Here is an 18,969-nt window from a genome sequence, read left to right as displayed (position 1 = left end):
CTTTTGCCCAGCCACGCGCATTTTGGCTACGAAACTACATCGGCGTCTTTGACTGAACGTGCCACGAATCTTGCACCAGCGTGCCAGACTGCCGGTTGATGATATATTGGATGCAACCATGGCGATATATTCTCCTCCGACGCCGTATCCCGGCCCCGCCGCGCGCCTTGAGACGGACGCGCCGTCCGAGACCTCCGCGCGGCGCGTGGAGTGGATGCTGTCAGGTCATCAGGCCGCGGAGCGCTACCGGACCGGCATCGGCGCCGCTGACCGACGTGGCGCTGCCCGACGACGGGGGCTTCCACGATCATCTGCGGGGCTATCATCTGGGCTCGGCCGTGATCGTCCGCCGTCGGTCGTCGGCGCGCATTCTGACCCGCACGCGCGCGCTGGCCCGGCTGGACGGCGTCGACGCCGTGCACGTCGCCCTGCAGCTGTCCGGGACATTCCAGGGCGATTTCGACGGGCGCGAGATCGGCGGCGGCCCGGGCGCGATCCGGATGCTGGACATGGGCCGGCCCTTCTGCGTGACCGAGAGCGACGGCGAGGTGATCGAGCTGAGCCTGGCCCGCGAGCGGCTGGATGCGGCGACGGGCCGCCGCGACGCCCACGGCCTGATCTTTCCCGACGGCAACGCCATATCCCGGCTGCTGGTCGCCCACCTGGAGGGTCTGGCCCGGGCCGCGCCCGAACTGACTTCGAACGAGGCCGAGGCGGCCGCCGACGCGGCCCGCGCCCTGGTCGCGGGTCTGATCGGCGGCCGGACCGACCTGGATCCAGCCCAACACGGTCCCGTCGAGGGCCGGCTGTTCGCCATCGCCCGCCGCTACATCGACGCCCAGCTGGACAGCCGCGACCTGACCCCGTCCGCGGTCGGCGCCCATCTGGGCGTCTCGCGCCGGACGCTCTATCGCCTGTTCGACGGCAGGCATGGCGTCGCGGGCTACATCCAGCAACGCCGCCTCGATCGCGCCTTCAACGCCATCGCCCAGCACGCGCCGCCCGCGGCGTCGTTGGCCGAGATCGCCTACGCCCACGGCTTCCAGTCCGAGGCCCATTTCAGCCGCGCCTTCCGCGCCCGCTTCGACATGCGGCCGGGGGAGGCCCGCAGCTTCGGACAGGACGGCCGCCGCCCCGTCGAGGTCGCCGGCCTGTCCGAGGTCGACAAGCTGCTGTCCTGGCTGCGCGGGCTCTAGCGGCGACATGACCGGCGCCCCGACGTCCACCCCGGTCGAGCCGCTGCCGGCGGAGCAGGCCGCCGTCCTCGACCGCGACGGCTATCTGCTGCTGCGCGGCGCCGTGCCCGAGGCCTGGCGCCAAGGCCTGCGCGACGCGTTCGACGCCGGGGTCGGTCCCCCGGACCAATGGGGCGCGCCCAAGGGGCCGGGCTGGCGCCACGCCCTGGTCGATCTCGATCCCCGGGTGCGACGGGCGTGCCGCGCGCCGGCCCTGCTGGCGGCGGCCGGGCGGCTGGTGGGCGGTCCCTTCTATTTCAGCCAGGTCGAGGGGCGCGAGCCCCTGCCCGGCTCCGGCCACCAGCCCCTGCACCGCGACGGCCTGGGCCAGCACTGCGTCGCCGCCCTGATCTTCCTGGACGCCTACGGCCCGGACAACGGCGCGACCCGCGTGGTCCCGCGCCCGCTCGACCTCGGCGCGCCGGATGAGTCCCTGGCCCAGATCCTGGCCGGCGAGGCGGGGGACATTCTGGTCTTCGACGCCGACCTGCCGCACGGGGCCACCCGCAACCAGGTCGGCGCGCGACGCCGCTCCCTGCTGCTGAGTTTCCGGCCGGAGGCCGACCGGGCCGCCGACACGGCCACCCGCGTCCTGCGCACCGTGCGGATGGACACCGCCGAAGTGTTCGTTCCGTAGCGGCCGGCGGCGTCAGTCGGTCGCACCCTGGAGACGCCGCCCGCAACCCTCGATTAACCATCGTGGCGCTTACTCGGTCATTCCGGCAACCTTGAGCGATCCGCTTCTCGTGCATTCGTCCGCTCTCCTCTCGGCCCACGTTCCGTCGCCCCTGGACGCTCCGGTTCCGGTGGCGCGGCCGTTCATGCCGGCGGCGGAGGCCATCCTGCCCTACCTGCAAAGGATCGACGCCAAGCGCTGGTATTCCAATTTCGGCCCCTTGCTGATCGAGCTGGAAGCGCGCCTGGCGGCGCGGTTCGCGCGTCCGACCCTGGCCTGCACCGCCGCCAACGGCACCCAGGCCCTGACCCTGGCCCTGCTGGCGCTGAACGCCAAGCCGGGCGGCCTGTGCCTCATGCCGGCCTGGACCTTCGTCGCCACGGCCCATGCCGCGATCCAGGCGGGTCTCGTGCCCTGGTTCGTCGACGTCGATCCCGTCACCGGCGTGCTGGACGCCGACCATGTCCGCGAGCGCCTGGCGCACGCGCCCGGCCCCGTCTCGGCGGTGATCCCGGTGGCGTCGTTCGGCCGGCCGCTGGATCCCGCGCCGTGGGCCAGGCTGCGGGAAGACACCGGCCTGCCGGTGGTCATCGACGCGGCCGCTTCGTTCGACAGCGTCAGCGCCGCCCCGGTCCCAACCATGGTCAGCCTGCACGCCACCAAGTCACTGGGCGTCGGCGAGGGCGGTTTCATCGCTTCCGAAGATCCGGCCTTCATCACCCGCTTCCGGGCCCTGACCAGCTTCGGCTTCATGGGCGACCGCGAGGCGCGGTTCCCGGCCAACAACGCCAAGCTCAGCGAGTACACCTGCGCGGTCGGCCTGGCCGCCCTGGATCAGTGGCCGTCGACCCGCACGGCCTACGCCGCCACCGCCCAGCGCCTGCGCATGGCTCTGCTGCACACGCCCCAGGTCGTCTTCCAGCCGGGCTGGGGCCCGGAGTGGGTGTCCAGCACCTGCGTGGTCGAGCTGCCGGCCGGGTCCGCCGACGCCGTCGAGGCGGCGCTGCGCGCGCAAGGCGTCGACACCCGCCGCTGGTGGGGCGCGGGCTGTCACACCAGCCGGGCCTTCGCGTCCTGCCCGGCCGATCCGCTGCCCGTCACCGCCCGCCTGGCGTCGGCGACCCTGGGCCTGCCCTATTTCGCCGACATGGCGCTGGACCAGGTCAACCGCGTCGGCCTCAGCCTCGCGCAAGCCCTGGCCTGAGCCCGCTCTGCGACGCCGCGCCGCATCGGCGGGATGCTTATGGTTAACCGGTCTTTAGAACTTGGAACCCTAGTCTCAGCCGTCGGTTGAGGAGCGTCCGAGTCAGGTGGGCACCAGCGGAAAAATCGTCGCGATCGCCAGCCACCTGCCCGAGCGGGTGCTGAGCAACGACGACCTGGCCGCGCTGTATCCCAGCTGGCCCGCCGACAAGATCCTCGACAAGACCGGCGTCCAGACCCGCCATATCGCCGCCCCCGACGAGACCGCCGTCGACCTGGCGGAGGCCGCCGCCAAGGCTCTGTTCGCCCAGGGCCGCGTCGCGCCCGGCGACATCGACTACCTGCTGTTCTGCACCCAGGCGCCGGACCACATCCTGCCGACCTCGGCCTGCATCCTGCAGCGACGCCTGGGGCTGCGGACCGATATCGGCGCCCTGGATTTCAACCTCGGCTGTTCGGGCTTCGTCTACGGCCTGTCCATGGCCCAGGCCCTGATCGCCAGCGGCCAGGCCCGGCGCGTGCTGCTGCTGACCGCCGACACCTATTCCAAGCTGATCCACCCGATGGACCGCGGCGTGCGCAGCCTGTTCGGCGACGGCGCGGCCGCGACGCTGATCGAGGCGGTCGAGACCGATGCGCCAGCCCTGGGCCCCTTCGTGTTCGGCACCGACGGATCGGGAGCCGAGAACCTGATCGTGCCGGCCGGAGGGTTCCGCCAGCCGCGCACGGCGGAGACGGCCGCCGTCACCGAGGACGCCTCGGGCAACCTGCGCTCGGCCGACCATCTCTACATGAACGGCGCGGCGATCATGACCTTCACCCTGGGCGCGGTCCCGGCGGCGATCGACAAGCTTCTGGCCCGCGCCGGCGCTGCGCTGGACGACTACGACGCCGTCGTGCTGCACCAGGCCAGCGCCTTCATCCTCGACCGCCTGCGCCGCAAGCTGGCCGTGCCCGAGGACCGCTTCGTGATCGCCCTGCGCGACTGGGGCAACACCGTCTCGTCCACTATTCCCATGGCGCTGGAGCCGCTGGTCAGGGACGGGCGTCCGCGCCGCGTCCTGCTGGTCGGCTTCGGCGTCGGCTATTCCTGGGCCGCCGCCCAGGCCTTTCTCTAGGAGCACCGTGATGCAAGAGCTGTACGCCGGCCTGGCCGAGATCTTCGAGACCGACACCGCCGAGGTGAACGCCGACACCGTCCTGGCCGAGCACAACTGGGACTCGCTGGCCATCGTCTCGACCATCGCCCTGGTCGACGAGATCCGCGGCGAACTGCTGGACGGCGCGGCCCTGGCCGAGTGCGTGACGGTGGCCGACATCGTCGCCCTGATCCCGCAGGCCCAGGCGGCCTGAGCATGACCACGGCCACGTCCGCCGCCGGTGAGCGTCCGCGTCGGGGCGGCTACGCCCTGTCCGGCGTCGCCTTGCGCGGCGTGGTCTGCGCCGTACCCGGCGCGCCGGTGCCCAACGCCGTGATCGCCGAGACCCTGGGCGATCAGGCCGTGGCCGACGTCGTCAAGATGATCGGGGTCGAGACCCGCCACTGGTCCGCCCCGGACCAGACCACCGCCGACCTCTGCTTCGCGGCCGCCCGGCATCTGCTCCAGAAGCTGGACTGGGACCCCGACAGCGTCGACGCCGTGATCTTCGTCACCCAGACCCCGGACCATCCGCTGCCGGCCAGCGCCTGCCTGCTGCACGGACGCCTGGGCCTGGCTGCCGACTGCCAGGCCTTCGACGTCAATCTGGGCTGTTCGGGCTATGTCTACGGCCTGTGGCTGGCGGCCAGCCTGATCCAGTCCGGCTGCCGGCGCGTGCTGTTGCTGGCGGGCGAGACCATGAGCCGCCTGGTCGATCCCAACGATCGCGGCACGGCCGTCCTGTTCGGCGACGCCGGTTCGGCCTCGGCTATCGAGCACGATCCCGCCGCGCCGGTGATGCGCTTCCGCCTGGGCTCCGACGGCTCGGGGGCCGGCGCGCTGATGGTGCCCCAAGGCGGCTTCCGCCCCGTCGATCCCGACCGCGCCTTCACCCTGGACCCGAGCCGCCTGCACATGGACGGCGGCGAGGTCTTCACCTTCACCCTGCGCGAGGTGCCCAAGCTGGTGGCCGACACCCTGGCCGACGCGGGCATGACCGGCGACAGCGTCGACGCCTACCTGCTGCACCAGGCCAACCGCTTCATGCTGCGCCACATCGGCAAGAAGATCGGCGCCGCGGACACCGACCGCCTGCCGATCAACATCGACCGCTACGGCAACACCAGCTCGGCGACCATTCCGCTGCTGCTGGCCGACGACATGGCCCAGCGCCTGACCACGGGGGCGGAGACGCTGATGCTGGTCGGCTTCGGGGTCGGCCTCTCCTGGGGCGCGGTGCTGGCCGAGTTCGGGCCGCTGGCCTGCGCCGAGGTGATCGCCGCATGACCTTCTCGGCTGACGCGCTGAAGGATCGCGCCATCCTGGTCACGGGCGCCTCCTCGGGCCTGGGCCGGGCCACGGCCGCCCTGATCGCCCGGTGCGGCGGCCGGGTGATCGCCACCGGTCGCGACGAGGCCCGCCTGGCCGCCACCCTCGAGGTCCTGCCCGGTGAGGGCCACACCGCCTTCGCCGCCGAGCTCGACGACGCCGACGCGGTCGCCGACCGCATCAGCGCCATCGCCGCGGAGGCCGGCGGACTCGACGGCATGTTCCACTCGGCCGGCAGCGAGCTGGTCCTGCCGGCCCGCCTGACCAAGTCCAAGCAGATCGACGGCGTGTTCGGGGCGGCGGTGCACGGCGCCCTGGGCCTCGGCCGCGCGGCCGGCAAGGCCAATGTGATGAAGGCCGGCGCGTCGATCGTGCTGATGTCCTCGGCCGCCGCCCACCGCGGTCGCGCCGGCATGATGGCCTATTCCGCCGCCAAGGCCGCGATCGAGGGCCTGACCCGCTCCCTGGCCTGCGAGCTGGCCCCCAAGACCATCCGCGTCAACGCCATCGCCGCCGGCGGGGTCGAGACCGAGATGCATACGCGCCTGGCCCGGGGCCTCTCCGACGCCGGCATGAGCGCCTACGAGGCCCAGCACCCGCTCGGCTTCGGCCAGCCCGACGACGTCGCGGGCGCCGCCGTGTTCCTGCTGTCGCCCGCCGCCCGCTGGGTGACCGGCGCGGTGTGGGCCGTCGACGGCGGCTACCTGGCCAGCTGAGGGGAAGGCGCGCGATGACGGACTATGTGCTGGTCGGCGGCGGGGCCTTCGCCCGCGAGATTCACGACTGGTTCGCGCCGGGCCTGCCCGAGGGCGACCGCTTCGTCGGCTATCTGGATGACGGCGACCGGCCGATGGCCGCCTTCGGCCGCGACCTGCCGCAGCTGGGCGACACCAGGGCCTACGCGCTCGCCCCCAACCAGCGCCTGGTGATGGCGGTCGCCGGTCCGGCCGGCAAGGTCGCCCTGGCCGGACGGTTGGGCGGCCCCGACGCCTTCGCCACCCTGCTGCATCCGCGCGCCTGGGTCTCGGCCTCGGCCAGGCTCGGACGCGGCGTGGTCGTGGGTCCGTTCGCGGATGTCTCGGCCGACAGCCGGGCCGGCGACCTCGTCACCATCAACGCCCATTCGGGCCTGGGCCACGACGCCAGCCTCGGCGACTTCGTCACCCTCAGCGGCTATGTCGACCTGACCGGCGGCGTCACGGTCGGCCCGCGCTCGTTCTTCGGCTCGGGCGCGCGGGTGCTGCCGCGCCTGTCGATCGGCGCCGACTGCACGGTCGGCGCGGGCGCGGTCGTGGTGCGCGGCTGCGAGGACGGGGTGACCCTCTACGCGGCGCCGGCGAGGCGGCTTTGAGTCCCCTCGACGCCACCCTTCTGAACGGCTTCTGGCACCTCGTCGCCCACCGCAGCGAGCTGGCCGAGCCGGGCGCCTTCCTGCGGCTGGACTGGGCCCTGGGCGACCTCGTCCTGCACAATGACGAAGGCCAGATCGTCGCCTTCGACAATGTCTGCCCGCATCGCGGCGGGCGGTTCTTCGTCGAGGATCACGGCGTCGGCCGGGCCATCTGCCCCTATCACGGCTGGAGCTATCGCGGCGGCCAGGTGCGCGTCCCGCTGGCCAAGACCTTCCCGCCCGGCGCCCTGGACAAGGTGGCCTTGCGCCGCTTCCAGACCGCCTGGTGCGGCGACTTTCTCTTTGTCGGGATCGCGCCCGCGCAGACCCTGGAAGCCCAGCTGGCCGGCGCCTTCGCGCCGCTGGCCAAGGTCTCGGGCCATATCGCCGGCCGCCGCGACTTCAACGCCTTCGCGTTCCAGGCCGACTGGCGCGTGGCGGTCGAGAACGCCCTGGAGACCGACCACGTCAACGCCGTCCACCCTCACACCCTGGCGCAGCTGGGGCTGAAGGAGGAGGCTACCGTCCATGACGGCCTCAACGTCACCTATACGGGCCACGTCACCGACAGCCGCACGCTGCGCGGCCTCAAGACCCTGAGCCGCTTCTTCGACGTCGACGGCGCCTATCCGGGCTATTGGACGATCTATGTCTTCCCGTTCGCCATGGTCTCCTCGACCTTCGGCTATTCCTATTCGCTGCAGACCTTCCTGCCGTCGGCCACGCCGCGCCGGTCGCACTTCTGCAGCCGCCTGCTGGCCAGCAAGATCAAGCCCGGCTACGAGGCCGCCGTCGCGGCGTTCCTCGACTCCAGCGCCCGGGTCAATCGCCAGATCTTCGACGAGGACCACGCGATCTGCGCCCGCGTCAGCCCCCACTATGACTTGACCTCCGCCGACCGGGTGTTTTCGCCCGGCGAGGCCCGCGTCGCGCGTCTGCACGCGATCTTGACGGCGATGACCCAGCAAGAGGACCTGCCCTGATGGCCTTGTTCGATTTCCTCCAGGAGGGCGCCCAAGAGCGGTACCTGCCCTCGATCAAGATCATCGCCGAGCGTTGGGACATCATGCTGGGCGAGGACGCCCTGGACGGCGTCAACGACTATAACTTCGCCGAGAGGGTGATCAGCCTGCTGGAGAGCGGCAAATACCGGGCCGACTTCATCCTGCAGGTGATCTCCGACCTCGGCTCGATCGCCTGGTGGCGCGGCCCGCATCTGAGCGATGGCCACGCCGGGCGCGTGGCGGCCCTGGCGCGCCGCCTGCACCTGAGCGGGGCCGACGCCCTGACCTTGCCGCCCCGCGACATTCCGCTCAGCGCCGCTCGGCGCGCCCACGTGGTTTTCGCCGGCGACCTGGCCGGTCCGTTTCACTCGCCGTCGCGCGGGGCGATCGACTATGTCGCCGCCCTGGCCATGGACCCGACGGTCGAGCGGATCGACCTGCACCATGGCGGCGAGATCAAGAACAATATGCAGGCCTATATCGACGAGCGCCTGGGCGATGTCCCGCCCGAGCGGGGCCTCAATCTGATCTCCACCCAGGAGAATCCCGACTATCTGGTCGACGCGATCCGCAAGGGGCCTTGCACCTATCACTTCTGGTGCGAGCCGATCATGGCCCCGCAGATCACCATCGCCAGCCGCCTGGGCCCGACGGTGATGTTCACCTGCGGCGACGAGCCGCCGCCCCAGTATGCCGACGTCTTCTGGTACTTCCACGAGCCCCAGCACATGGCGCCGATCTGGAAGCGCCGCGGCGCGCCGGCCAGCTACATCCGCAACTACGTCCAGAGCCTGTCCGGGCCGTTCTACGACGAGGGTCCGCCCGCCCCGCGCGCCCGCGCCGAGGTCCATCTGCCGCAGGACGCCTTCGTCATCGCCACGGTCGGCAACCGCCTGGCGGTGGACCTGGACGAGACCTTCGTCACCGGGATCGAGAAGATCCTGCGCGACCGTCCCAACTGCATCTGGCTGGTGGTCGGCGGCCTGCCCGACAATCTGCTGGACGCCTGCCAGGCGATTCTGGGCGATCAGTTCCGCTACATCTACCAGGACCTGGAGCTGGCCCGGCTGATGACCACGGTCGACGTGTTCGCCAATCCGTTCCGCCAGGGCGGCGGCAACAGCGCCATGATCGCCCTGACGGCGGGCGCGGTGCTGCTGACCACGAAGGACGGCGACGTCGCCTCCATGGCCCCGCCCGAGCATCGGGCCAAGGACCCCGAGGACTACTTCGCGCGCCTGGCGATGCTGATCGACACGCCCGGGGCCTTGGACGCCTGGCGCGAACCGCAGCGGGAACGCTGTCGAGTGATGACCGACCAGACCCACTTCCTCAGCGCGCTGAAGGCCATGGTCGACCTGGCCCACCAGCGCTTCGAGGCCCGCCAGGGCCGCACCCTGACCTCGGTGGTCGAGGAAGACTAAGGGGCTCAGGCCGCGGCGACAGGAACAGCAGCCGCGGCGTCACGGCCGCCGCTCGCCGTGGACGAATCCGTCGACCGCGCGCCGCCCGCCTTGTGTTATATTATATCACCACTAGATAGGAGCCATCGGGCGGGACCCGGCGTCGGCGGAGGTCGCGCCTGATTGTCCCGCGACGCGTAGATTCAGGAGCGCCTTGATGACCCCCACCCTCGCCAGGGCGCTCGACGCCTCCGCCGTCGGGCTGTCGGCCCTGTGCCTGGTCCACTGCCTGGCCCTGCCGGCGCTGGCCCTGCTGCTGCCGGTGCTGGGCCTGTGGGCGCAGGCCGAGTGGGTGCACGTGGCCTTCGTGCTGGTCGCCGCCCCGGTCGCGGCGCTGTCGTTCGTCGACCTGTCCAAGCGTCGGCCGCGCTCCTGGTGCCTGGCGACGGTGGCGATCCTGGGCCTGGCCCTGATGATCGCCGGCGCCCTGGAGTTTCCATCGGCCGCCGACGAGCGCGCGCTGACCGTGGTGGGCGGGATCCTTCTGGCCGGCGCGCACCTGGCCAACTGGCGCCGCCGACACAACGACGCGCGCTGCGCGGCCTGCGACTAGGATCGCCGGCGCCGGGCGAGGTTCGGAGGGTCGACTTGACCTGAAAAGCCAGAGCCGGCCTTGGGTCCCTCGGGGTTCGAGCCGGGGTTTCCACCGATCCTGGCGGGATCGGCGTCAATCCAGACCGGTCTTGCCCGGCGCCCAATAGGCCTTGGTGGCGATACGGCCCGGCGGGACTCCCTCAAGCTTCAAGCCCTGGCGCAGCTTCTGGATCGCGCCGGCCCTTCCCGTCAGAACGAAGGACGCGCCCGCGGCGGCTCGTGACGCGAATCCAGCGGCGATCGCCTCCAGATGCGCGTCATCGGGGGTTCTTTTGAACAGCGCGGCGTCGGGCAGGTCCAGGCGCGTGGCGACCGCCCTGGCGTGATCGACATCGCCGACCTCGAAGACGCATGAAAGCGTTCCGGCGCCGTCCCGCGCGGCCAGCGCGTGAGCCAGGCCCATCGAGGTCTCGTCGCCGAAGACGACAATCGGCCCCGCCAGACCCGCGACATCCAGCGAGGGGCGAGGACCAAAGATGTCGCATTCGGCCCCGGGTTCGAGCGCTTCGAGCCAGGCGCTTCCCGGCCCGTCGCCATGCGCGTAGCCCAGAAACCGGGCGCGCCCCTGCGAGCCGTCCCAGGTCATCGGGGTATAGGTCCGCGCCACGAACGCCGAGCCCATGGCGATCTGGATCTTCTGTCCCGGCGTCCAGGTCACGCCCGCCAGGGCCGGCCCCTCCAGCGTGATCAGCCGGTAGCGAGGGGCCAGCGGCTCGACGGCGCTGACGGTCGCGCGCTTCATCAGAAGGCGGGTCAGCGCCTGGCTCAGCCGTCCGGACGACTTGGGCTTCGGGCGCAGGGACAAGACCATCTTGGCCATCAGCCCACCCTCACGGCGAGCTCGTTGCCGCGACCTTCGTCGAGCGGCAGGGTCTGGGCGAAGTAGCCGTTGGCGGGGTCGCGGATATAGGCGAGATAGTCCGGGTCGAAGGCGTTCTCGCCCAGGACGACGGCGCCGGGCCGCAGGTAAGGCTCGACCAGCCTGAGGACCGGCAGGTAGAGCGAGAACGCGCCGTCCACCAGCAGCAGGTCGACCTCGCCGCCGGCGTCCTTAAGCGTCTCGCGCGCATCGCCTTCGCGGATCTCGACCAGGTCGCCGAGGCCTGCGGCCTCGAGGTTGGCGCGGGCGCGCGCCACCTTGCCGGGTTCGAATTCCGACCCGACGAGCCGTCCGCCGCCGTTGTCGCGCAGGGCGGCGGCCAGATAGATCGTCGAAATCCCCATCGAGGTGCCGAACTCGACGATGCGGGTCGCCTTGCAGACGCGCGCCATCGCGTAGAGAAACCGCCCGTAGGTGGGGGTGACCGCCAGATAGTTGCCGGCATAGCGATGATAGACCGCACGGTAGTCGGAGCGCTCTTCGGCCAGCAGGCCGGCGATCAAGTCCTCCATCGAGGCGCCCGGCGCCCCTAGGGTCGTCATCATGGCTTCGAGATGTTCGCGGTCGGAAGCCTCGGCGTCCCGATGCAGCTGGGTCAACACCCGGGCGACCCGCTCGCTGGCCAGTGTGGTCACGATGACTCCTTGCGATCCGCGAAGCCGACCCGATCTCGACTTCTCCTGGCTGATCGGATAGCCGGGGACGAGGCTGGCGTCATTCCGAAGGATGGACAGAATGTTATCCAATCTCGCCATCGGCCGAACCGGACGCGTGACATGCCGATCCTGAACATCGCGGACGCGGACGCGGACGACGACTGGATCGAGCCTGACGACGTGCCGCGTCCCATCGTGGCCTTTGGCGCGGCGATGGAGCATGTGGGCGAGGTCGAGATCGACCATCATCGCCACAGGAAGGGGCAGATCATCCTCGTGCAGCAGGGCGCGCTCAGCTGCGAGGTCGAGGGCGGCCTGTGGATCGTGCCGCCGCGCAGCGCCATCTGGATCCCCGGCGATGCGCTGCACGCCATCAAGGCCAGCGGCGCCCTCGTCGGCTACAACGCCTTCATCGATCCGGACGTCGGCGCGGCCTTGCCCAAGACATGCTGCACGGTGTCGGTGACGCCCCTGCTGCGCGAACTGCTGACCCGCGCGGCGCATCTGCCGTACCTGTACGAGGAAGGCGGCGCCAATTCGCGACTGGTGGCCGTGCTGCTCGACGAGCTGGCCGAGGCCAGGGTCGAGGACCTACACCTGCCGATGCCGACGGACCCTCGCCTGCGCAAGATCGTCGACGCGATGATGGCCGCGCCGGCGGCGCGCGGAACCCTGGACAGCTGGGCCAAGCGCGCCGGCCTGAGCGGCCGAACCTTGATGCGCCTGATCGCCCGGGAAACCGGCATGAGCTTTGGCCGCTGGCGCCAGCAGCTCGGCGTCGTGCTGGCCGTGAAGTGGCTGGCCGAGGGCGCTTCGATCCAGGCGGTGGCCGCCGACCTTGGCTATGAGAGCACGCCCAGCTTCGTGACCATGTTTCGAAAGGCGCTTGGCGCGTCACCGGGCCGCTACATGGCCGAACGGCATCCGGCGCGCGGTTGACCCCTTGATCCGTGCAAGGCGGGGCTGCTGGGTGGGGCATTGACGCTTCCCGCGTCCGGAGCATCTGGAAGCGCTTTCAGGCTTTCGAATAAGTTTTGACTCTTGCGTCAAAACTTATAACCGGGGCCCAGATACACCAAACCCGCCGCGGGGGATAATCGCGACGGGCTGGCTATTTTCTCGATCATTCGATCTAGGCGGGCGTTTCCTCCCCGAAACGCCGAAGAACGGGAGCTCTCTGTTGGGCTCGTTTCGTCCTTGCATCGTCTAGAAACGTCAAATTCATGACGGTGTCAACGCGGCAAATCCCTTTTTCGCAAAGGTTTCGCCGAATTTTTGACGCGAGCGACGTAGTTTGGACCGGAAAGTCGATTTTACGCCGTGAATCGATGTTCTATTTTTACAGTTTCGTCAAAACTGACTTTTGAGTACGTCAACGAACCGATCCAGCACGGCCGAGCGCGACTCGAACACATAGTCCGGACGCGACACGGTGACCGGCTCGACCCCGGCGGCGGCCAGAGCGGCGGCGGCGTCGAACAGGTCGGCGGTCGCCAGCAGGGCGCCGTTGGCCCGGCGCGAACCGCCCCTGGCGACGAAGTCGGCCACGGCCGCCTGGCCCGCCGCGTCCTGCTCGGCCGGCCAGACCAGCGCGGCCAGCTTGCCGGCCCGGCCCTTGGCCTCGACCACGGCCAGCAGCCGCTTCAGGCTGTCCAGCTGCGACGGCGACCACGCCGCGATCAGCGAGGCGGTCAGCTGGGCCTGGCTCTTGAGGATCACGCCGTCCGACAGGATCTTCAGGCCGTTGGCGGCCAGGGTCGCGCCGGTGGTGGTGATGTCGACCACCAGCTCGGCCGCGCCGGCGGCTGGCGCCCCCTCGGTGGCGCCGCTGCTCTCGACGATGCGGTAGTCGGCGACGCCGTGGCGGGCGAAGAAGGCGCGGGTCTGGGTGACGTACTTGGTCGCCACCCGCAGGCGGCGGCCGGTCTTGGCCAGATGCAGGTGCCCGACCTCGTCGACATCGGCCATGGTGTCGACGTCCAGCCAGTTCTTGGGCGCGGTCACGACGAGGTCGGCGCGGCCGAAGCCCAGGGCCCGCAGCAGCATGACCCGGCTGTCCATGTCGTCGCCGCGCTCGCGCAGCAGGTCCTCGCCCGTGACGCCCAGGTGCAGGTCGCCGCTGTCGAGGCCGGCAGCGATGTCGCCCGCCGACAGCAGACGCACCGAGACGCCCGGCAGGCCGGCCAGCTCGGCCGAATAGCCGCGCGCGCCGCCGGTCATCTCCAGCCGGAAACCGCAGTCGGCCAGCCAGGCCTCGACCTGGTCCTTCAGGCGGCCTTTCGAAGGGATGGCGAAGATCATCGGCTCGTTCTTCTCTTGGGGGGCGCTCATTCGCCGCCTCCCGCATAGGCGCGCGCCGGACGGACCATGCAGCCCACCGCGCCGGTGCTGGTGGAGACGCCTAGCTTGGCCATTCCTAGTTTTAGGGGCAGTCCGTCATAGCGGCCGCCAGCGGCTACGGGCCGCTCGGGGCCCAGCGCGGCCGAATGCACCTCGAACAGATAGCCATCGTAATAGCCGAAGGCCCGGCCGAAGGCGGCGGCCAGGGTGGCCCGTTCCAGCGGGACGCCGCGTTGCGCCATGCCCGACAGGCGCGCGCGCCAGCCGGCGATGGCGGCCTTCAAGCTCCCGTCATGGGGGCCCGCCAGGGACGCGATGGCGTCCAGCGCCGCGTCCGGACGATCCGAGACGGCCAGGAAGGCGCGCACCTTGTCGGCCTGCGCCGCGTCCAGACGACCGGCCTTGGCGGCCTCGGCGCGCTCGACCAGGCGGTGGGCGATCTCCGCCGGACGCCGACCGCCGACGGGCTCGATCCCGGCCAGGGACCACAGCTCCTGCAGCACGGCCGAGGCCTCGGTCTCGGGCAGGCCGGCCAGCAGGGAGGCGATGCGCGACTGCTCGCTGGAGAGGGCCGACGAGTCGCCGTCCAGCTCGGCCTTCAGCTGGCGCGGCTTGGCGAAGGCGCGCTTGAGCCGGGCGGCCAGGGGCGGCGCCAGATCCAGGCTGTCGACGAAGGCGGCGAACAGCGACACGTCGCCGAGGATCAGGGACAGGTCCGACCGGCCGCCAGCGGCGGCGCTCGCCCAAGCAAGAGAAGCGATCTCGGCGTCGGCGGCCACGGGGTCGCCGGTCTCGAAGGCCTCGACGCCGATCTGCAGGAACTCCTCGGCCCGGTCCGAGCCGCGCGGGGCGACGCGGAAGGCCTTGCCCTCGTAGCGGCGCCGCGCGGGTTGCCCCCCGTTCTCGAAATGCTGCCGGGCCACGGCGACGGTGAAGTCCGGGCGCAGGCAGGCCTCCTCGCCGCCGTCGCCGGAGACGACGAACAGCCGCGAGCGCATGGCCTCGCCGGTCAAATCCAGCAGCAGGCCCAGGGGCTGCAGCACCGGGGCGTCGGTCAGGGCCGCGCCGGCGGCCAGCAGCGGCGCGCGGATGGCGTCGAGCGCCTCCGCCGGAATGGAACGCTCGAGCCTCATCACTAGCCCTCGATGATCTTGCGAACAGCGGAGACGAGCTCGCCGCGCGGAATGGTCTGCTGGCCCGGACGCTCGGCCTTCCAGGCGGCGTTGTCGGCCAGGTCCTGGGCGGCCTGGCGGCCGGCGTTCGAGGTCCTTGATGGTCACGGTGCCGGCGGCGATCTCGTCCCCGCCCAGCATGACCACGGCCGGCGCGCCCCGGCGGTCGGCGTATTTCATCTGTGGCTTCATGCCCGAGGTCCCCAGATAGACCTCGGCGGCGATGCCTGCCGCGCGCAACTGTCCGACCACGGAGAAGTACTCGCCCATGTGCGCCTGGTCGAACGCAATCACCACCACCGGCCCGCGCGCCGCGCCCCCCGGCTCGTGTCCGGCCGCCCGCAGCGCCGCCGCCAGGCGGGTGACGCCGAACGAGAAGCCGGTCGCCGGCGTCACGGCACCGGTGAACCGCGCCACCAGGTCGTCATAGCGCCCGCCGCCGCCGATCGAGCCGAACGAGACCTTGTTGCCCTTCTCGTCCGTGGTCTGCAGCAAGAGCTCGGCCTCGAACACCGCGCCGGTATAGTATTCCAGCCCCCGGACGATCGACGGATCGATGAAGGCCTGGTCGTCGGCGATGCCTAAGCTGGTCAGGGCCGCGTCGATCCGCGACAGCTCCAGGAGGCCCTCGTCGCCCTCGGCCGAGCCGCCGATCACCTTGGCGATATTGTCCAGGGTCGCCGAACGACCGACCGCCCCGGCCGACACGAAGTCCAGCACCGAGTCGACCGCCTTGCCCTTCAGGCCCGCGCCCTTGGTGAAGTCGCCGCTCTCGTCCAGCCGCCCCTCGCCCAGCAGCAGGCGCACGCCCTCGACGCCCAGGCGGTCCAGCTTGTCGACCGCGCGCAGCACGGCCAGCTTCTGGCCGGCGCTTTCCGCCCCCGCCGAGGTCAGCAGGCCGTTCAGCAGCTTGCGATTGTTGATCTTCAGCACCGCCGCCCCGCGCGGCAGGCCGGCCGCCTCCAGCCCCTCGACCGCCATGGCGATGATCTCGGCGTCGGCCTCCGGACGGGCCGAGCCCACCGTGTCGGCGTCGCACTGGATGAACTGGCGGAAGCGCCCCGGCCCCGGCTTCTCGTTGCGCCACACCGGCCCGAAGGCGTAGCGGCGGAACGGCTTGGGCAGGGTCTCCCAGTGCTGGGCCGCGAACCGGGCCAGCGGCGCGGTGAGATCATACCGCAGCGCCATCCACTGGTCGTCGTCGTCCTGCAGCGCGAACACGCCCTCGTTGGGCCGGTCGCTGTCGGGCAGGAACTTGCCCAGGGCGTCGGCATATTCGAACGCCCCGGTGTCCAGGGCCTCGAAGCCGTAGCGCTCATAGACCGCCGACACCGCCTCCAGGATCGCCCGCTCGGCCCGCAGGTCGCGGGCGCGCTTGTCGGCGAAGCCGCGCGGCGCGCGGGCCTCGGGGCGGAAGTCTTGCGGGGTGGTCACAGAGTCGTCGGTCATCGTCGGTCCTTAGTCTTCAAGGCTTCGACGGATGGCGCTTGCGCTTAAGCCCCATCCGCTAGGCGGGGCTCTGGCTGGGTCGCTCGGCTTAGAGCGCGCGGACCCGGCCGATCCCGCGAGGCGAGGTCGGATGGTGGTGGCGGCCGTGGTGGTGCGGCGGGCGGGTCATTGCGGTGGGGGTGTAGCGGATGGTGAGGGGGAGGGGAAGGGCTCAGAGCGACAATCCATGCGCCGTATTTGCTGCGCAAAGCGTGACAATAAGCCTTGCGCGACAATATCAACCTATAGCTACACTCGACGAACCGCGACGAACCGGACGCAGGAAAAGCTTGTGAAAAGCCATCTAGAATTTGAGATTGACGGCTTTCGGTCGTTAAGGGGCACGAGGTTCCGGATTGAATCCGGACTTAACATTCTCGTCGGACCAAACGGAAGCGGGAAGACAAATATCATTTCCGCTCTGGATTTTCTTTCCACATTTATTGATGAAGGCGCTTATTCTGCGGTATCAAGACTTGGTGGAGCCTCGAGAGTATTCAGTAATGAGGGATTTAATGACCTAAACTCCAGAATAAATACTATATCATTCCGCGTTTTGGGCACATGCCCCTTTGAATCTCCAATTATGGCGCTTCAAGAAGTCAACACCAAAGAGATCAAAATCTTCCCCGAACTCTATATCCTTCGAGTATCAGGTGAAGATATCTCTATTAAAGTCTGATTTTTCCCTGCAAGTATCAGATGAATCTATATCTTGGGTTACCAAAAATATCGATGATGTAGAATTATATCGTAACCATCTTGAGATCAGCTCTAAAGATAAAGATAAGTGCAAAACAGACTATCATTTTGATCCTGAAAAATTCTTTGGAAGAAGAGAGTTCTTCTCGGAAGAATTTGTGAAGCAGTTACTCAAGGAAATTGGAAAAAATTTCAATGACCCCATGAAAAACGCTTTCAAAATGGCCCGCGAAGGTCATTCTTTATTCAAGTGGGCTACGCCTGCAGTGATTCCCGAGCTTGTCGGCGTTGAAAGAGCCTTCACATTTGGGCGATCCTTCAACATCTCGCCCGACAAGGTACGCGCCCCTGAAGACATAGCCAGCAAAAACGAAATGATGGCGGACGGATCGGGGACCATAAGTCAACTTTATAAGGTAAAGCCGACAGATGGCAGAGGTAAGAGGAAATCTGATTCCAAGACTTCTAAATCTCAATACGAAAAAGTAATAGAAAATTTCAAGCAATTAAATGAGGAAATTTCAGACTTAGAGATAAGGCCTGACATAAGAACCGGGAAACTTGATTGTAAAGCCACAATCGGATCCGGACCAAAATCCATAAAGCTTCCTATGATATCACTTAGCGACGGCAGCGCTAAATGGCTCGCGATACTTACAATCGTGAGGCTATTTAAGCAAAGCTACTGCATTGAAGAGCCTGAAAATTACCTTCACCCCCGTGCGCAGCGGGTATTCATCGAAGTTTTACGCGGGCTAGTCGACGAAAATAACAGCAGATACTTTCTAATAACAACTCACAGCGAAACCGTAGTGGGAGCATCAAAGGTTCCAGAACTGAGAATATGTGACTATGGGCGAGGAACCACTCATATTAGATCCGTTGAAAATCCTAGCGCTGTTGATGAGGCGATCGCTGACACTGGATTTGGGCTCGGATTCTTCTACGCGAATGATCGGCTATAAATATGTCGAAAACAATTTATCTTGTATCTGGAGAAATGGAGCGAGAAGCCCTCCGAAAGACATTTAAAATCAACGCCATGTTGATTGGAAATAGCCACACTGCAAAAGCAAACGTAGTAGCCAAATTTGTATCGTCTGCCGTTATACCAAAGAGGCTGCAAACCTCTCGGGTTGTAATAATTATGGACCGAGAATCCAGGCCAGAAACCTGCACAGATTTTAGGGATAAATTACTCGAAGAATTAAGTGCTAAATTTCCAGAAATAGAATTTCATATCGCTATAGCCGATATGGATACAGAGTGTTGGATATTTTCAGATACAGAAACTTGCTCAAAGTATTTTAAGAAAAGAATATCTCCCAAAGCTATTTTCGAAGGTACATGCGGCTACACCTCTATAAAGAAACATATTGGCCCAGGACGATATGAAAAAATGACGGATGGAGTTCGCCTTATGGGCCTTGTGGACTGGAAGATCATAGAAAAGAAGTCGTTGTCAGCCGCGATGTCTAAAATTTCCACACTGCTAGCCTCTGTTTAGCAGCTCCACCTCTTCCACCCGCGACACGCGGAGGAAGTCGACTTCCCTCCAAGCGCCTGACGGGAACCCTCCCTCATAGAGAGAGGGCGAGGCCCGCCGCGCAGCGGTGCGAGGGTGACCAGGTACGCCGTTGGGCGGCATATTCCCGAACCTCGCCAACCCCGTCGTCCCGGGCCTTGTGCCCAGTATCC

The 18,969-nt window shown here is 67.9% G+C and carries 19 protein-coding genes and 1 pseudogene; 15 read left to right on the top strand and 5 right to left on the bottom strand.

The genetic code is table 11. The features are described 5' to 3' along the window. The first annotated feature begins 275 nt into the window (after positions 1–275). The 11 genes from ACHMW8_RS09340 (at position 276) to ACHMW8_RS09290 (ending at position 9,992) form a co-directional block, all read left to right on the top strand. Positions 276–1,196 (top strand): helix-turn-helix domain-containing protein, encoded by a 921-nt coding sequence (locus ACHMW8_RS09340; protein ID WP_395445369.1) that lies wholly within the window; start codon positions 276–278, stop codon positions 1,194–1,196. 7 nt (positions 1,197–1,203) lie between these two features. Next, positions 1,204–1,872, top strand: coding sequence for a phytanoyl-CoA dioxygenase family protein (locus ACHMW8_RS09335; protein ID WP_395445368.1), 669 nt, complete (start codon positions 1,204–1,206; stop codon positions 1,870–1,872). Positions 1,873–1,981: 109 nt separating this feature from the next. Next, positions 1,982–3,115 carry a DegT/DnrJ/EryC1/StrS family aminotransferase gene (locus tag ACHMW8_RS09330; protein ID WP_395445367.1) on the top strand — a complete coding sequence of 378 codons (1,134 nt, stop codon included), beginning with the start codon at positions 1,982–1,984 and terminating at the stop codon, positions 3,113–3,115. A 106-nt stretch (positions 3,116–3,221) separates the two neighbouring features. After that, positions 3,222–4,232 carry a ketoacyl-ACP synthase III gene (locus tag ACHMW8_RS09325; RefSeq protein ID WP_395445366.1) on the top strand — a complete coding sequence of 337 codons (1,011 nt, stop codon included), beginning with the start codon at positions 3,222–3,224 and terminating at the stop codon, positions 4,230–4,232. Between the two features lie 10 nt (positions 4,233–4,242). Further along, positions 4,243–4,467 (top strand): phosphopantetheine-binding protein, encoded by a 225-nt coding sequence (locus ACHMW8_RS09320; RefSeq protein WP_395445365.1) that lies wholly within the window; start codon positions 4,243–4,245, stop codon positions 4,465–4,467. Between the two features lie 2 nt (positions 4,468–4,469). Then, entirely contained in the window at positions 4,470–5,540 is a 1,071-nt protein-coding gene (locus ACHMW8_RS09315) for a 3-oxoacyl-ACP synthase III family protein (RefSeq protein WP_395445364.1), read from the top strand. Then, entirely contained in the window at positions 5,537–6,298 is a 762-nt protein-coding gene (locus ACHMW8_RS09310; RefSeq protein WP_395445363.1) for an SDR family NAD(P)-dependent oxidoreductase, read from the top strand. Before ACHMW8_RS09315 ends, ACHMW8_RS09310 begins: the two co-directional genes overlap by 4 nt. Before the next feature lie 14 nt (positions 6,299–6,312). Then, on the top strand, positions 6,313–6,933 hold the full coding sequence (locus ACHMW8_RS09305; RefSeq protein WP_395445362.1) for a hypothetical protein: 621 nt from the start codon (positions 6,313–6,315) through the stop codon (positions 6,931–6,933). Continuing rightward, on the top strand, positions 6,930–7,955 hold the full coding sequence (locus tag ACHMW8_RS09300; RefSeq protein WP_395445361.1) for an aromatic ring-hydroxylating dioxygenase subunit alpha: 1,026 nt from the start codon (positions 6,930–6,932) through the stop codon (positions 7,953–7,955). The genes ACHMW8_RS09305 and ACHMW8_RS09300 overlap by 4 nt, the downstream gene beginning before the upstream one ends. Beyond that, a complete protein-coding gene (locus ACHMW8_RS09295; protein ID WP_395445360.1) occupies positions 7,955–9,400 on the top strand; it encodes a hypothetical protein in 1,446 nt (481 codons plus the stop codon). Before ACHMW8_RS09300 ends, ACHMW8_RS09295 begins: the two co-directional genes overlap by 1 nt. A gap of 196 nt (positions 9,401–9,596) precedes the next feature. Further along, positions 9,597–9,992, top strand: coding sequence for a MerC domain-containing protein (locus ACHMW8_RS09290; RefSeq protein WP_395445359.1), 396 nt, complete (start codon positions 9,597–9,599; stop codon positions 9,990–9,992). Between the two features lie 114 nt (positions 9,993–10,106). Here ACHMW8_RS09290 and ACHMW8_RS09285 read toward each other — a convergent pair whose 3' ends face one another. Then, positions 10,107–10,853 carry a siderophore-interacting protein gene (locus ACHMW8_RS09285; protein WP_395445358.1) on the bottom strand — a complete coding sequence of 249 codons (747 nt, stop codon included), beginning with the start codon at positions 10,851–10,853 and terminating at the stop codon, positions 10,107–10,109. Further along, complete coding sequence (locus tag ACHMW8_RS09280; protein ID WP_395445357.1) at positions 10,853–11,548, bottom strand: O-methyltransferase; 696 nt, start codon at positions 11,546–11,548, stop codon at positions 10,853–10,855. The genes ACHMW8_RS09285 and ACHMW8_RS09280 overlap by 1 nt, the downstream gene beginning before the upstream one ends. A gap of 141 nt (positions 11,549–11,689) precedes the next feature. On the opposite strand from ACHMW8_RS09280, the gene ACHMW8_RS09275 reads away from it, so the two are divergent. Then, positions 11,690–12,508 (top strand): AraC family transcriptional regulator, encoded by an 819-nt coding sequence (locus tag ACHMW8_RS09275; protein WP_395445356.1) that lies wholly within the window; start codon positions 11,690–11,692, stop codon positions 12,506–12,508. 411 nt (positions 12,509–12,919) lie between these two features. Here ACHMW8_RS09275 and hisG read toward each other — a convergent pair whose 3' ends face one another. The 3 genes and pseudogenes from hisG to hisS all read right to left on the bottom strand — a co-directional run bounded on the left by hisG (position 12,920) and on the right by hisS (position 16,530). Then, the gene (gene hisG / locus ACHMW8_RS09270) at positions 12,920–13,900 is read right to left on the bottom strand and encodes an ATP phosphoribosyltransferase (protein WP_125157051.1); all 981 of its coding nucleotides are present in this window, start codon (positions 13,898–13,900) and stop codon (positions 12,920–12,922) included. Next, on the bottom strand, positions 13,897–15,042 hold the full coding sequence (locus tag ACHMW8_RS09265) for an ATP phosphoribosyltransferase regulatory subunit (RefSeq protein ID WP_395445355.1): 1,146 nt from the start codon (positions 15,040–15,042) through the stop codon (positions 13,897–13,899). The genes hisG and ACHMW8_RS09265 overlap by 4 nt, the downstream gene beginning before the upstream one ends. Positions 15,043–15,044: 2 nt before the next feature. Next, positions 15,045–16,530 (bottom strand): annotated as a pseudogene (gene hisS, locus ACHMW8_RS09260) (histidine--tRNA ligase). A gap of 130 nt (positions 16,531–16,660) precedes the next feature. On the opposite strand from hisS, the gene ACHMW8_RS09255 reads away from it, so the two are divergent. Genes ACHMW8_RS09255 through ACHMW8_RS09245 form a run of 3 tightly spaced genes read left to right on the top strand, consistent with a single transcriptional unit; the run spans position 16,661 to position 18,778 of the window. Next, the gene (locus tag ACHMW8_RS09255) at positions 16,661–17,251 is read left to right on the top strand and encodes an AAA family ATPase (protein ID WP_395445354.1); all 591 of its coding nucleotides are present in this window, start codon (positions 16,661–16,663) and stop codon (positions 17,249–17,251) included. Further along, positions 17,226–18,236 (top strand): AAA family ATPase, encoded by a 1,011-nt coding sequence (locus ACHMW8_RS09250; protein WP_395445353.1) that lies wholly within the window; start codon positions 17,226–17,228, stop codon positions 18,234–18,236. The genes ACHMW8_RS09255 and ACHMW8_RS09250 overlap by 26 nt, the downstream gene beginning before the upstream one ends. A gap of 2 nt (positions 18,237–18,238) precedes the next feature. Next, the gene (locus ACHMW8_RS09245) at positions 18,239–18,778 is read left to right on the top strand and encodes a hypothetical protein (RefSeq protein WP_395445352.1); all 540 of its coding nucleotides are present in this window, start codon (positions 18,239–18,241) and stop codon (positions 18,776–18,778) included. The last annotated feature ends 191 nt before the right edge of the window (positions 18,779–18,969 follow it).

It is taken from the genome of Caulobacter sp. UC70_42 (genome assembly GCF_044056025.1).
In the GTDB taxonomy this organism is placed as follows: Bacteria; Pseudomonadota; Alphaproteobacteria; order Caulobacterales; family Caulobacteraceae; genus Caulobacter.
Note: the sequence above shows the minus strand (reverse complement) of the source record. Positions and strands in the feature narration are given on the sequence as shown.

What these genes read in the sequence shown, in the direction of transcription:
- ACHMW8_RS09335 (WP_395445368.1), top strand. Translation starts at nt 1,204, where the DNA reads ATGACCGGCGCCCCGACGTCCACCCCGGTCGAGCCGCTGCCGGCGGAG.
- ACHMW8_RS09320 (WP_395445365.1), top strand. Translation starts at nt 4,243, where the DNA reads ATGCAAGAGCTGTACGCCGGCCTGGCCGAGATCTTCGAGACCGACACC.
- ACHMW8_RS09315 (WP_395445364.1), top strand. Translation starts at nt 4,470, where the DNA reads ATGACCACGGCCACGTCCGCCGCCGGTGAGCGTCCGCGTCGGGGCGGC.
- ACHMW8_RS09310 (WP_395445363.1), top strand. Translation starts at nt 5,537, where the DNA reads ATGACCTTCTCGGCTGACGCGCTGAAGGATCGCGCCATCCTGGTCACG.
- ACHMW8_RS09305 (WP_395445362.1), top strand. Translation starts at nt 6,313, where the DNA reads ATGACGGACTATGTGCTGGTCGGCGGCGGGGCCTTCGCCCGCGAGATT.
- ACHMW8_RS09295 (WP_395445360.1), top strand. Translation starts at nt 7,955, where the DNA reads ATGGCCTTGTTCGATTTCCTCCAGGAGGGCGCCCAAGAGCGGTACCTG.
- ACHMW8_RS09290 (WP_395445359.1), top strand. Translation starts at nt 9,597, where the DNA reads ATGACCCCCACCCTCGCCAGGGCGCTCGACGCCTCCGCCGTCGGGCTG.
- ACHMW8_RS09285 (WP_395445358.1), bottom strand. Translation starts at nt 10,853, where the DNA reads ATGGCCAAGATGGTCTTGTCCCTGCGCCCGAAGCCCAAGTCGTCCGGA.
- ACHMW8_RS09275 (WP_395445356.1), top strand. Translation starts at nt 11,690, where the DNA reads ATGCCGATCCTGAACATCGCGGACGCGGACGCGGACGACGACTGGATC.
- hisG (WP_125157051.1), bottom strand. Translation starts at nt 13,900, where the DNA reads ATGAGCGCCCCCCAAGAGAAGAACGAGCCGATGATCTTCGCCATCCCT.
- ACHMW8_RS09265 (WP_395445355.1), bottom strand. Translation starts at nt 15,042, where the DNA reads ATGAGGCTCGAGCGTTCCATTCCGGCGGAGGCGCTCGACGCCATCCGC.
- ACHMW8_RS09255 (WP_395445354.1), top strand. Translation starts at nt 16,661, where the DNA reads ATGGTGGTGGCGGCCGTGGTGGTGCGGCGGGCGGGTCATTGCGGTGGG.
- ACHMW8_RS09245 (WP_395445352.1), top strand. Translation starts at nt 18,239, where the DNA reads ATGTCGAAAACAATTTATCTTGTATCTGGAGAAATGGAGCGAGAAGCC.